This window comes from Actinoplanes sp. NPDC051470 (assembly GCF_040682035.1).
Classification (GTDB): Bacteria; Actinomycetota; Actinomycetes; order Mycobacteriales; family Micromonosporaceae; genus Actinoplanes.
The window spans coordinates 22,535-35,146 of the sequence record NZ_JBFBAA010000016.1 but is presented as its reverse complement, the minus strand read 5'-3'; the positions used below and the strand labels follow the sequence as shown (position 1 = coordinate 35,146).

Annotated in this window: 10 protein-coding genes and 1 pseudogene; 8 read left to right on the top strand and 3 right to left on the bottom strand. The window is 70.4% G+C overall.

Annotation, left to right across the window (positions count from 1 at the left end; all coding sequences use genetic code 11):
* Positions 1 to 79 precede the first annotated feature (79 nt).
* The 3 genes and pseudogenes from purS to purL all read left to right on the top strand — a co-directional run.
* Positions 80 to 340 (top strand): phosphoribosylformylglycinamidine synthase subunit PurS, encoded by a 261-nt coding sequence (gene purS / locus AB0M54_RS26600; RefSeq protein ID WP_364311918.1) that lies wholly within the window; start codon positions 80 to 82, stop codon positions 338 to 340.
* Complete coding sequence (purQ, locus tag AB0M54_RS26595; protein ID WP_364311915.1) at positions 337 to 1,050, top strand: phosphoribosylformylglycinamidine synthase subunit PurQ; 714 nt, start codon at positions 337 to 339, stop codon at positions 1,048 to 1,050. The genes purS and purQ overlap by 4 nt, the downstream gene beginning before the upstream one ends.
* Positions 1,047 to 3,389, top strand: a pseudogene (gene purL, locus AB0M54_RS26590) (phosphoribosylformylglycinamidine synthase subunit PurL); the annotation flags it as partial. The gene purQ and the pseudogene purL, both read left to right, overlap by 4 nt.
* Before the next feature lie 699 nt (positions 3,390 to 4,088).
* On the opposite strand, the gene AB0M54_RS26585 reads toward purL, so the two are convergent.
* Positions 4,089 to 6,014: a carboxypeptidase-like regulatory domain-containing protein gene (locus AB0M54_RS26585; RefSeq protein ID WP_364474278.1), complete on the bottom strand. Its 1,926-nt coding sequence runs from the start codon at positions 6,012 to 6,014 to the stop codon at positions 4,089 to 4,091.
* 160 nt (positions 6,015 to 6,174) lie between these two features.
* On the opposite strand from AB0M54_RS26585, the gene AB0M54_RS26580 reads away from it, so the two are divergent.
* From AB0M54_RS26580 to amcA, 5 genes are all read left to right on the top strand, one after another.
* The gene (locus tag AB0M54_RS26580) at positions 6,175 to 6,537 is read left to right on the top strand and encodes a sterol carrier family protein (RefSeq protein WP_364311909.1); all 363 of its coding nucleotides are present in this window, start codon (positions 6,175 to 6,177) and stop codon (positions 6,535 to 6,537) included.
* A gap of 119 nt (positions 6,538 to 6,656) precedes the next feature.
* Positions 6,657 to 8,210, top strand: a complete 1,554-nt coding sequence (gene purF, locus AB0M54_RS26575; protein ID WP_364311907.1) for an amidophosphoribosyltransferase — start codon at positions 6,657 to 6,659, stop codon at positions 8,208 to 8,210.
* A gap of 47 nt (positions 8,211 to 8,257) precedes the next feature.
* Entirely contained in the window at positions 8,258 to 9,409 is a 1,152-nt protein-coding gene (purM, locus tag AB0M54_RS26570; RefSeq protein WP_364311904.1) for a phosphoribosylformylglycinamidine cyclo-ligase, read from the top strand.
* A 177-nt stretch (positions 9,410 to 9,586) separates the two neighbouring features.
* The gene (gene amcB / locus AB0M54_RS26565; RefSeq protein WP_364474276.1) at positions 9,587 to 10,690 is read left to right on the top strand and encodes a cyclophane-forming radical SAM peptide maturase AmcB; all 1,104 of its coding nucleotides are present in this window, start codon (positions 9,587 to 9,589) and stop codon (positions 10,688 to 10,690) included.
* Positions 10,659 to 10,910, top strand: coding sequence for a multiple cyclophane-containing RiPP AmcA (amcA, locus tag AB0M54_RS26560; RefSeq protein ID WP_364311898.1), 252 nt, complete (start codon positions 10,659 to 10,661; stop codon positions 10,908 to 10,910). The genes amcB and amcA overlap by 32 nt, the downstream gene beginning before the upstream one ends.
* Before the next feature lie 142 nt (positions 10,911 to 11,052).
* On the opposite strand, the gene AB0M54_RS26555 is transcribed toward amcA, so the two are convergent.
* Positions 11,053 to 11,274, bottom strand: coding sequence for a DUF3073 domain-containing protein (locus tag AB0M54_RS26555; protein WP_364311896.1), 222 nt, complete (start codon positions 11,272 to 11,274; stop codon positions 11,053 to 11,055).
* Positions 11,275 to 11,421: 147 nt separating this feature from the next.
* Positions 11,422 to 12,501, bottom strand: coding sequence for a Glu/Leu/Phe/Val dehydrogenase dimerization domain-containing protein (locus AB0M54_RS26550; RefSeq protein WP_364474274.1), 1,080 nt, complete (start codon positions 12,499 to 12,501; stop codon positions 11,422 to 11,424).
* Between the last annotated feature and the right edge of the window lie 111 nt (positions 12,502 to 12,612).

The window sequence follows — 12,612 nt, the reverse complement described above, 5'->3', positions numbered from 1 at the left end:
CCGACAGGGTAGGCTTTCGGCTGCTCGCCCCTTATCAGGGGCACACCCAAACTGCGCACCTACACAGTCAGGAGTGCCCGTGGCTCGCGTCGTCGTCGACGTCATGCTCAAGCCGGAGATCTTGGATCCGCAGGGCCAGGCGGTCGCGAACGCGCTGCCTCGGCTCGGCGTCAACAGTGTGTCCTCAGTCCGGATCGGTCGCCGGATCGAGATCGAGTTCGCCGAGGAACCCGACCTCGACACCGCCCGTGAGATCGCCGACAAGCTGCTCGCCAACCCGGTGATCGAAGACTTCCACATCTCGATCGTGGACGAGTCCGCTCCCGCCGAGGTCGCGTGACCATGCGTATCGGTGTGGTCACCTTCCCCGGCTCGCTCGACGACGGGGACGCGGCCCGCGCGGCGCGCATCGCCGGCGCCGAGGTGGTCCGGCTCTGGCACGGCGACGCCGGCCTGCACGGCGTCGACGCGGTCGTCCTGCCGGGCGGCTTCTCCTACGGCGACGCCCTGCGCTGCGGGGCGATCGCCCGGTTCGCCCCGGTGATGGAGACGCTGGCCGACGCCGCCCGCGGCGGCCTGCCGGTCCTGGGCATCTGCAACGGGTTCCAGATCCTCTGCGAGGCCCATCTGCTGCCCGGCGCGCTGACCCGCAACCAACACCTGCACTTCCGCAACCGCGACCAGTTCCTGCGCGTCGAGTCCGCCTCGACCGCCTGGACCAACGCCTTCACCGCCGGGCAAGAGATCCTGATCCCGGTCAAGAACGGCGAGGGCTGCTACGTCGCCGACGAGCACACCCTCGACCAGCTCGAGGCGGACGGCCGCGTGGTGGCGCGATACACCCGTGGCAACCCGAACGGCTCGCAGCGCGACATCGCCGCGATCACCAACGAGGCCGGCAACGTGGTCGGCATCATGCCCCACCCGGAACACGCCGTGGAGGCGCTGACCGGCCCGTCCCTGGACGGCCTCGGCTTCTTCACCTCCGTCCTGCGGGCCCTGGCCGGGGCGACCGCGGGCGGTCAGCTCGCAGGGGGACAAGACCGATGACGACCCAGCAACAGTCGGGGTTCGCCGCCACCGATGTCCTCATCAACTCCTTCGGTGACGGCCCCGACACCGTCGAGCGGGCGCGGGACACCCCCGAGGAGCTCCAGCCCCACACCGACCTCGGTCTCAAGGACGACGAGTACGACCGCATCCGCCAGATCCTCGGCCGCCGTCCCACGGCCTCCGAGCTGGCCATGTACTCGATCATGTGGAGCGAGCACTGCTCCTACAAGTCGAGCAAGGTGCACCTGCGCCAGTTCGGTGAGAAGACGCCGAAGAACACCCGCATGCTGGCCGGCATCGGCGAGAACGCCGGCGTCGTGCAGATCTCCGACGAGCTCGCGGTGACCTTCAAGGTCGAGTCGCACAACCACCCCAGCTTCGTCGAGCCCTATCAGGGTGCGGCCACCGGCGTCGGCGGCATCGTCCGGGACATTCTGGCGATGGGCGCCCGCCCGATCGCGGTGATGGACCCGCTGCGCTTCGGCGCGGCCGACCACCCCGACACCGCCCGGGTGCTGCCCGGCGTGGTCGGCGGCATCGGCGGCTACGGCAACTGCCTGGGCCTGCCCAACATCGGCGGCGAGATCGTCTTCGACCCGACGTACCAGGGCAACCCGCTGGTCAACGCCCTGAGCATCGGCGTGCTGCCGGTCGAGCGCCTGCAACACAAAGAGGCGGCCGGCGTCGGCAACATCGTCGTGCTGCTCGGCGCGCGAACCGGCCGCGACGGCATCGGCGGCGTGTCCGTGCTGGCGTCGGCCACCTTCGACGAGGGCGCCGAGACGCGTCGCCCGTCGGTTCAGGTGGGCGACCCGTTCATGGAGAAGCTGCTGATCGAGTCCTGTCTGGAGCTGTACGACGCCGGTCTGGTCGTCGGCATCCAGGACCTCGGCGGCGCCGGCCTGACCTGCGCGCTCACCGAGACCGCGGCGGCGGCCGGCACCGGCATGCGGGTCTACCTCGAGCGGGTACCGCTGCGTGAGGCGTCCATGTCGCCCACCGAGATCCTGGCCAGCGAGTCCCAGGAGCGGATGCTGCTGATCGTGGCGCCCGAGATGCTCGAGCGGGTGCTGGCGGTCGCCGAGAAGTGGGGCGTCTGGGCCACCGCGATCGGCGAGGTCACCCCGAGCGAAGAGAACGGCGTACCCGGCCGGCTGGTCATCACGTGGAACGATCACCTGGTCGTCGACGTCCCGCCCGGTTCGCTGGCCGACGACGGCCCGGTCTACGCCCGGCCGATCCGCGAACCCGCCGACCTGATCCTGCTGCAGGCCGACCGGGCCGAGACGCTGCCCCGGCCGACCACGGCCGACGAGCTGCGGGCCACGGTGCTGCGGATGGTGGCGTCACCGAACCTCTGCGACAAGACCTGGGTCACCGAACAGTACGACCGCTACGTGCTCGGCAACACGGTGCTGGCCCAGCCGGAAGACTCCGGCGTGCTGCGCATCGACGAACGCACCGGGCTCGGCGTGGCCCTGTCGGTCGACGGCAACGGCCGATACACCCGGCTCGATCCGTACGAGGGGGCCAAGCTCGCGCTGGCCGAGGCGTACCGCAACGTGGTGGTCACCGGCGCCGAGCCGGCCGCGGTCACCGACTGCCTCAACTTCGGCTCGCCGGAAGACCCGGCCGTCATGTGGCAGTTCGCCGAGGCGGTCCGCGGCCTGGCCGACGGCTGCCTCCAGCTGGGCATCCCGGTCACCGGCGGCAACGTCAGCTTCTACAACCAGACCGGCGCGGCCGCCATCCACCCGACGCCGGTGGTCGGTGTGCTGGGCATCCTCGACGACGTCGCCCGGCGTACCCCGATGGGCTTCCCGCCGCCGCCGACCGCCGAGGGCGACCTGCTCTTCCTGCTCGGCGAGACCCGCTGTGAGCTGAGCGGCTCGGAGTGGGCCTGGGTGGAGCACTCGCACCTGGGCGGTCGCCCGCCACAGGTCGACCTGGCCCACGAGCAGGCGCTCGGCAAGCTGCTGGCGCGGGCGTCCCGGGCCGGCCACGTGAGCGCCGCCCACGACCTGTCCGACGGTGGCCTGTCCCAGGTCCTGGCCGAGAGCTGCCTGCGCCGCAACATCGGCGCGCGGGTGACGCTGTCCGAGGAACACCCGGCGTTCGTCTGGCTGTTCAGCGAGTCGGCCGGCCGGGTGCTGGTGGCGGTGCCGCGTGGTCACGACAAGGCGTTCGTGGCGGCGGCCCGCGAGTTCGGGGTGCCGTGCACCGCGATCGGCGCCACCTCGAACGAGCCGGTCCTGGAGATCGTCGACCAGTTCACCATCGAGCTCGACGAGCTGCGCGCCGCCCACACCGAGACGCTGCCCAGGCTCTTCGGCGGCACGGCCGAACTGGTCAACCGCCTCGGCGACCCGGAACACGCCGCTCACCCGGAGCTCGACGCCCCGGCGGCAACCGACGCTACGACCGCTGCCGGCGTCCCGGCCGCCACTGCTGCCACCGACGCCTCGGCCGGGGCCGACTATTCGGTGCCGGCGGATTCATCGGGCCCGGAAGGATCCTCGGCCCCGGCGGGCGACCAGCCGGCTGCCGTGTCGTCCGACGCCTCGACGTCGGGCGATGACGCTCCCGACGACCCGGCCGCCGGCTCGGCTCCGGTCGACGAGCCGACGTTGGTCGAGGAGTCCGCGGACGGCAGCACCTTCGAGTCCCAGGCGGCCAAGGACCCGGCCGGCGTTCTCGCCGAGTCGGACCTTCCCGCCGCGGCCCCTTCTTCCGCCGCCGACGAGCAGCCGGCCGAGACCGACGAGCCGGCCGAGACCGACAAGGTGGCCACCGGCACGGCTCAGGTCCCCACCGAGGGGACCAAGACCCAGCCACCCACCCCGCCGGACAACTTCCCCACCGCCGACGTCAAGTAGCGATCACAGCGCCGCCCTTCGCGACAAAAGGGCGGCGCTTCGGTCAATCAAGCGCCGCCCTCCATCGGAGGGCGGCGTCGCCATTTCCAGCATTCTCAGCGCGGCAAAAAGGCCGGACCCCCAACCCGGGGATCCGGCCTTCACGTCACTCAGGCTTGCTCAGTCGTCCATCCACGGCAGCCGCCGCTGACCCGGACGAGCGGGCTCTTCCGGCGCCGGCGGCCCCTGCCGAGGCGGCCCACCACGCCGTCCACCCTGTCCTTGGTCGGCACCGTAGTAGCCGCCCTGGCCACCACCCTGGGCACCGCCCTGGTCGTACCCGCCGCGCTGGTCGTAGCCGCCACCGGAGTCGTACCCGTTGTCGTAGCCGCCGTCGTACGCCTGCTGCGGCTGCTGCGGCTGCTGGTATCCGCCGCCACCCGCACCACCGTAGGTGCCGCCGTCGGCCGGAGCGCCACCAGCAGCCGCGCCACGCGGGTCGTAGCCGTTGTCGTACCCGGCGTCGTAATTGGCGCCGGCGCCGCGCGGGTCGTACCCGTTGTCGTAGCCGGCGTCGTACCCGTTGCCGGGCGCGGCGCCGTAGTTGCCACCGGCCTGGGCCCCGTCGTCCCACGACCCGTACTGCTGCTGTGGAGCCCCGCCCGGCCCGTACGCCGCGCCCCCAGCGCCCGGCGGCGCCTGCTGGTAGTCGTCGGCGTAGTCGGCCGGCTGGTACATGCCGGTCGGCTCGTCGTAGCGCTGCTGCGGCGCCGGCTGCGGCTGGCCACCGTAGTAGCCGCCACCACCGGCCGCCTGGCCGTCGTCGTAGTACTGCTCGTCGTACCCGCCGCCCTGGGCCGGAGCCGCCGCCGCGCCGTAGGTCTGCGTCGGCGAACCGTACGGCTGCGCGCCGCCGGTGCCGGCGTACCCGGTCTGCTGAGCGGGCACACCGTAGGGGTCGGGGAACTCGTCCTCCGGCGGCACCGCGCGCTGGAGCACGGTCGGCGCGTCGGCCATCCCGCCGGCACCGGCCACCATTGTCGCGTCCGCGCCCCGGGCGCCGACCGGCGCCGCCACGCGGGTGGCGTCGTTGCCGTACGCCCCGCCGCGACCCGCCGGGCCGGGACCGGGACCACCGGGCACGCCGTCCGGGTCGCTGTCGTCGCCGCCACCGCTGTTCCGGCGGCGCATCAGGACCAGCACGATCGCGCCGACACCGGCCGCGACGAGCAGGCCGCCCAGGATGATGAAGAGCAGTGATCCGTTGCCGTCGTCGCCGGCCGTCTTGTCGGCGTTCAGCGGGGGCGTGCTGGCGTCGTCGGTCGCGTCGTCGGTGGCCTCGTCATCGGCGGGAGCGCTGGCCTCCTCGGTGGCCGACGGCGTCGCGGACGGGCTGGCGCCGGCCTTGATCGGCAGCGTCAGGTTGACCGTGACCGTCTTGTTCGCGCCGCCCTGCACGTTCACGGTGGCCGGGTCGTAGCCGTCCTTGCCGGCCCCGACGGTGATCGTGCCCAGCGCGATCGGCTTGTTGTCGGACGAGCTGAAGGCGAACCCGCCGTCGCCGTTGCTGGTGGTCTCGTACCGGTGAGCGGCGCTGTCCTGCATGATCACCTGGGCGCCGCTGATCCGCTTGCCCTTGTCGTCCTTGATCCGGCCGGAGACCTGCCGCACGTTCTGCGGCTTGTCGGGCCCGGTGACCTGGATTTCCTCGGCGGCGCCGGACGCGCGGTTGTTCAGCAGGATCTGCACGCGGAAGGTGCGGGTCTGCCCGGCGGGCACGTCGGGTGCGGTCAGCGTCGAGGTGAGCGACTCTTCCTTACCCGCCTTGAGGGTGACCGAGTTGGAGCAGCCGCCACACTGCATGCCGCCGCTGTTGACGGTGACCCGGACCTGGTTGTTCTGGCCGGGCACATCGATCTCATCGGTGTTGCGCACGGTGTAGCGCAGCTGGACCTGCTTGCCCGACTCGACCTCCGTCTGGACGCTGTCGATCTGAGCCTCCAGCCCAGCCGCCAGAGCGGGTGAGGCGGTCGCCGCGATCATGCCGCCGACCAGCGCCAATAACGCACCGGCCTGGGCCGCTCGGCCTCGTAGGTGCGTCGTCACGTCCACCACCTCTCCCGGTCGCACGGTTCTCCGGCCGCCTGTTGAGGTCCGGTAGATCCGGCGACGATTTACACCGTCGGCCACTATGCCCTGTCGCGGGTACATTGCGCGACCCAGGGCCGCCGGGACTTCTCTCGGTTACGAGTCGTATCGTCCCGACGTGTCCCCTGCGCACAATAATTCCGAGTCCGTCCGGAGCGCGTTGGACGCGCTGGATCGCGGCGACCAACCCGACCGTACGGTGCTGCGCGACGCCGTCCGAGCCCTGCTGGCGGCGCTGGCGCGAGACGCGCCGGGCCGATCGGTCGAGGTCCGGGTTCCGCCGTTCGGCGCGATTCAGTGTGTTCCCGGTCCCAGGCACACCCGCGGCACACCGCCCAATGTGGTCGAAACCGACCCGATGACCTGGCTGCTCGTCGCCACCGGACGCCTGAGCTGGGCGGATGCCGTCGCCACCGGCAAGATCCACGCGAGCGGCATCCGGACCGACCTCAGCGAGTTCCTGCCGGTGGAAAGCCCGTGACACAGCCGTGACGAGGCTTCGACGAAGCTGGTGACGGGTACGGCTGACCCGGGCCGGGCCCTGGCGCCTCGCGTACACTCAGTGGCGAATAAGCGGATCTGCACGAGGGAGCAAAGTCTGTGCCCCGAGGCGACGGCCGATTGACCAACGATCTCGACCCCCAGGAGCGTGGCCCGCAAGATGCCTGTGGCGTCTTCGGGGTCTGGGCTCCCGAGGAAGAGGTTGCCAAGCTCACATATTTCGGGCTCTTCGCACTCCAGCACCGCGGCCAGGAGGCCGCCGGCATTGCGGTGAGTGACGGTTCGGGTGTGGTTGTGTACAAAGACCTCGGCCTCGTGTCGCAGGTCTTCGACGAGCCGACCCTCGCCAGCCTCAAGGGCCACCTGGCCATCGGACACGCGCGTTACTCCACGACCGGCGGGTCGAACTGGGAGAACGCACAGCCGACGATCCGCGCGACCACGGCCGGCACGACGATCGCGCTGGCCCACAACGGCAACTTGGTCAACACGGCCGAGCTGGCGCGTGAGGTGGCCGACCTCGGTATCGAGCTCGACCCGGGCCACACGTCCGACACCGCTCTAGTGACCGCTCTCCTGGCGGCCAAGCCCGACCTCTCGGTCGAGGCCGCGGCCATGGAGGTGCTCCCGCGTCTGCGGGGCGCGTTCAGCTTCGTCTTCATGGACGAGGGCACGCTGTACGCCGCCCGCGACGCGCAGGGTGTCCGGCCGCTGGTCCTGGGCCGGATGTACCGCGGCTGGGCGATCGCCAGCGAGACCGCGGCACTCGACATCGTCGGCGCCAGCTTCGTCCGCGAGGTGGAGCCGGGCGAGATCCTGGCGATCGACGAGCACGGCCTGCGCTCGTCGCGGTTCGCCGCGCCCGAGCCCAAGGGCTGTCTTTTCGAGTACGTCTACCTCGCCCGTCCCGACACCACGATCGCCGGCCGCAACATGTACTCGGCCCGCGTCGATGTGGGCCGTCGCCTGTTCCGGGAACATCCGGTCGAGGCCGACGTGGTGATCGGCGTCCCGGAATCGGGCATCCCGGCCGCGATCGGGTACGCCGAGGAGTCCGGCATCCCGTACAGCGCGGGTTTCATGAAGAACGCGTACGTGGGCCGCACCTTCATCCAGCCCTCGCAGACGATCCGCCAGCTAGGCATCCGGCTGAAGCTGAACCCGCTGCGCGAGGTGGTCCGCGGCAAGCGGATCGTGGTGATCGACGACTCGATCGTGCGCGGCAACACTCAGCGTGCCCAGGTGCGTATGCTCCGTGAGGCCGGGGCGCTCGAGGTGCACGTACGCATCTCGTCCCCGCCGGTGAAGTGGCCCTGTTTCTACGGCATCGACTTCGCCACCCGGGCCGAGCTGATCGCCAACGGCCTGGAACTCGAGGGCATCCGGCGCTCGATCGGCGCCGACTCGCTGGGCTACGTTTCGCTGGACGCGCTGATCTCGTCGACCGAGCAGCCCAAGTCGCGGCTGTGCATGGCCTGCTTCGACGGGGTTTACCCGATCGAGCTGCCGGCCGGCAACCTGATCGGCAAGCACGTGCTGGAGGGGGTCGGTAAGCGCGCCTCGATCCCCGACGACCAGGAAGCGGCGGTCGCCGAGCTCGAGGCCGAGTACGACCCGCGCGATTCTGTGGTCGACGCGCTGCAGCGTCCGTAAGACACTCAAACTTCAGCAGCAGGTAGCACAGCCTTAAGGGGATTACCGTGACGCACGTGTCCGAGCGCAGCAGTGCCGGCTCGAACGGCGCCGAGGGGTCGGAACACACGCCTTGGACGGCCAACTCCGGCCGCGGCGGGCGCAAGCGCACGGTGACCTACGCGGACGCCGGCGTCTCGATCCACGCCGGCGACCGCGCGGTCGAGCTGCTCAAGTCGAAGGTGAAGCGGACCACCCGCCCCGAGGTGATGGGTGACCTCGGTGGCTTCGCCGGCCTCTTCCGGCTGAACACCGCCAAGTACAAGAGCCCGATCCTGGCCTCGTCGACCGACGGCGTGGGCACCAAGCTGGTCATCGCCCAGCAGCTCGACATCCACGACACGATCGGCATCGACCTGGTCGCGATGGTGGTCGACGACCTGGTCGCGTGCGGCGCCGAGCCGCTTTTCCTGCTCGACTACATCGCCTGCGGCGAGGTCGTGCCGGACAAGGTGGCCGAGATCGGCGCGGGCATCGCGGACGGCTGCCGGTACGCCGGCTGCGCGCTGCTCGGCGGCGAGACCGCGGAACACCCCGGTGTGCTGCGCCCGGATGAGTACGACGTCTCCGCGACCGGCGTCGGTGTGGTGGAAGAGAGCGAGATCCTCGGCCGTGAGCGGGTCGAGATCGGCGACGCGGTGATCGCCATGCGCTCGTCCGGCCTGCACAGCAACGGCTACTCGCTGGTCCGGCACGTGCTGCTGGGCGCCGGCCGGATGCGGCTCGACTCGGTGGTCGACGACTTCGGCTCGCAGCGCACGCTCGGCGAGGAACTGCTGACCCCGACCAAGATCTACGCGAAGGACTGCCTCGGCCTGATCGAGGAGACCGACGTACGCGCGTTCTCCCACGTCACCGGCGGCGGCATCCCGGGCAACCTGGTCCGGGTCCTGCCCGAGCACGTGGACGCGGTGGTCGACCGCGCCTCGTGGCGCCCGCAGCCGATCTTCGACCTGATCCAGGCGAAGGGCCGCATCGAGGACCACGAGATGGAGGCCACGTTCAACATGGGCGTGGGCATGTTCACCGTGGTGTCCTCCGACGACGCCGACCGCGCGATGGCCTATCTCACCGGCCGCGGCATCGAGGCGTGGCAGGTCGGCGAGATCATCGACGGCACCGGCCAGGTGCAGATGGTGGGCCAGTACACCCGGGGCTGATTCTTGTCCCTCCGGTTAGTTGCATCCGATTCTTGTGAGGTCGGACACCGCCGGAAAGATCGGGAAATGATCTGCGGTTGTCGATTTGTCGGTACCGCCGATCTTCCCTGCCTGGACGAGGCGACTTAGCCTGGCCTTGGTCGATGTTGCCGGGGGTGGGCTATGGCGTGGAGTGGGATGAAGGGCGTTTCCGCCACGCCCAGCTATGTGGTCATGCAGCCCACGACCCTCTGCAACCTCGACTGCGCCTACTGCTACCTGCCGTTCCGCAAGGACGACAAGCGGATGCCGGTGGCCGTCTCGGCCGCCGTGGCCGAGGCGGTCGCGCCGTGGTCGCGTACCCAGCGCTTCTCGATCGTCTGGCATGGCGGTGAGCCGCTGGCCGCGGGCCGGGACCACCTGGCCGCGCTGTTCGCGCCGTTCGGTCCGGCGGTCGAGCACCACATCCAGACCAACGCGACGTTGATCGACGACGCCTGGTGCGACTTCTTCCAGGCCCATGACGTACGGGTGAGCGTCAGCGTCGACGGCCCCGAGCACCGTAACGGCGAGCGCGTCACCCGCGGTCACCGTCCGGCCTACGACCGCATCGCGCGTGGCATCCGCGTACTGCGCCGGCGCGACATCCCGTTCTCCGCCCTGTGCGTCGTCGGGCGCCCCGAGCCGGGCCTGGCCACCGAGCTGTACGACTACTTCCTCGACCTGGGCTGCGAGGTCCTCGGCATCAACGTCGAGGAGCAGGAGGGCGTGAACGAGCGCACCAACCGGCACCCGGCCGCCGACGTCACCGCGTTCTGGTCGGAGCTGGTCGCCGCCTGGCGCCGCGACCCGCGGATCCACCTGCGCGAGATCGAGTGGTCGCTGCGCTACGCCGCGGCCGTGCTGGACGGCAACGCGGACGCCGTGCTGCCACGCCGGCTCGACCCGATCCCGACGGTCGCGCACGACGGCTCGGTGGTGCTGCTCTCGCCCGAGCTGGCCGGCTTCCACGACCCTCGGTACGGCGACTTCACCAGCGGCAACGTGCTCACCACCCCGCTGGCACAGATTCTGGCCGGCGCGGCGGGCACGCCGTGGATCGCCGAATTCCTGGAGGGGGTGGAGGCATGCCGCCGCACCTGCCCGTACTTCGGCTTCTGTGGGGGCGCCCACGCCGCCAACCGCTACTTCGAGCACGGCCGGTTCGACGTGACGGAAACCGATCACTGCCGGAACAGCAAGATCCGCCTCTTGGAAGGGGTCCTGGACCATGCCCGAGATCACGAGCCCACCGCAGTCTGACGGCGTGCAGCCCGACCGCGTGGCCGACGATCCCGTGACGGCCCGCGTCCGGGACGCCGGCAGCGGCCTGACCGCGCTGCTGGCCGAGGCCGAGGCGGCCCGGCACCAACGGGCCGAAAGTGCGCAGGAAGAAGCTCAGGATGGCGGCACGGCAGTGTGCGCCTGGAACCACTTCGAGAACATCCCCACGTTCTACAACTGGAACAACCGGCCACGCTGAAGCGCGGCACCGGAACCCCACGCGAGATGACCCGCGTGGGGTTTCCTGTTACCGGTGGAGAACGGGATGCTCGATTGACCGATCACACAGGGGAGCACGCGGTCAGCCGCGTGCTCTCGTCTGTGCGATCCGGGTTCAACCGTCAACGCCTCGAAGGCGACCAGCGGTCTTCCTGGTCGTCCGCATCATCATGGTCCTCGTCGTCGTCAACGAACTCGTCGTTGTCGTCGTCGAGGTGATGGTCGGACTTGCCACCAGCACCCGCCAACTCGCGCTGCAAGGCGGTGAGGTCGGTGTTCGGGGAGTGGTACTTCAACTCCCGGGCCACCTTCGTCTGCTTGGCCTTAGCACGGCCGCGCCCCATGGCTCGACCCCCTCGCACAGAATTCGGGGCAGCCCGAAGGCGGGCCCCGATGACGTCAGGCATCTCTCGTGGGTCTTACGGTACATGGATGATGCCGCCTTCGGCACCTCGGGTTGTGTGAGACACGACCGCGCGTCGCGGCGTGTCTCAGCGGAGATAGACGCTGCGCAACCTGCCGACCTCGGTCATGCGACGCTCGGCGAGCCGATCCGCGGCCAGGGCCGGTGGCACACCCTCGTTCCGGGCGAGCTCGAGGATGCGGCGCGTGGTCTGGAAGATGCCGGTGGCGCGCAGTTTCGCCCGCTCGAAATTGAAGCCCTCGATCTCGTCGGCGACCTGGATCACACCGCCGGCGTTCACCACGTAGTCCGGCGTGTAGAGGATGCCGCGCTCCTCGAGCAGCTTCTCGATGCCGGGGTGGGCGAGCTGGTTGTTCGCCCCGCCGGTCACGACCTCGGCCCGCAGCAGCGGCACGGTCTCGTCGTCCAGCGCGCCACCCAGGGCGCACGGGGCGTACACGTCGATCTCCGACGTGATCAGCGCTGTGGTGTCGGCCATCAGATCGATCTGGGGGTACGTCGTCCGCGCCCACTCCTGCGCCGCCTCGCTGACGTCGGTGGCCACCACCGCGGCGCCGTCCTCGATCAGATGACCGGCCAGATACTTGCCGACCTTGCCCAGCCCGGCGATGCCGACCCGGCGGCCGGCCAGCGTCGGGCTGCCCCAGGTGTGCTCGGCCGCGGCCCGCATGCCCTGGAAGACGCCCCACGCGGTGAGCACCGACGAGTCGCCGGCGCCACCGTGCTCGGCGCTGCGGCCGGTGACGTACCGGGTCTCGCGGGCGATCAGGTCCATGTCCGGGACGTAGGTGCCGACGTCGCAGGCGGTGTAGTACCGACCGTTGAGCGACTCGACGAACCGGCCGTACGCCCGCAGTAGCGCCTCGCTCTTCAGCTCGGCCGGGTCACCCCAGATGACCGCCTTGCCGCCGCCGAGGTCGAGCCCGGCCAGCGCGTTCTTGTAGGCCATGGCCCGGGACAGCTGCAACACATCGGCGACCGCGTCGTCCTCGCTGGCGTACGGATAGAACCTGGTCCCGCCGAGGGCCGGACCGAGCGCGGTGGAGTAGATGCCGATGACCGCCTTCAGGCCGGATTGCCGGTCCTGGCAGAAGACGACCTGTTCGTGACCGGTGGCGTCGGTGCCCTCGGTGTGGAACACGCCCATGTGATGCTCCTCGGGATGTGGACCCTTGTGGGGTCGCTTGCTTGGCGGCCCCGCGGGGTGGTGCAGGCCTCACGACCGACTCTATGACCTTGTGCGCCTCTCGTCAGTGCG

What these genes read in the sequence shown, in the direction of transcription:
- AB0M54_RS26555 (WP_364311896.1), bottom strand. Translation starts at nt 11,274, where the DNA reads ATGGGGCGCGGCCGTGCTAAGGCCAAGCAGACGAAGGTGGCCCGGGAG.
- amcB (WP_364474276.1), top strand. Translation starts at nt 9,587, where the DNA reads ATGAAGGGCGTTTCCGCCACGCCCAGCTATGTGGTCATGCAGCCCACG.
- AB0M54_RS26550 (WP_364474274.1), bottom strand. Translation starts at nt 12,501, where the DNA reads ATGGGCGTGTTCCACACCGAGGGCACCGACGCCACCGGTCACGAACAG.
- amcA (WP_364311898.1), top strand. Translation starts at nt 10,659, where the DNA reads ATGCCCGAGATCACGAGCCCACCGCAGTCTGACGGCGTGCAGCCCGAC.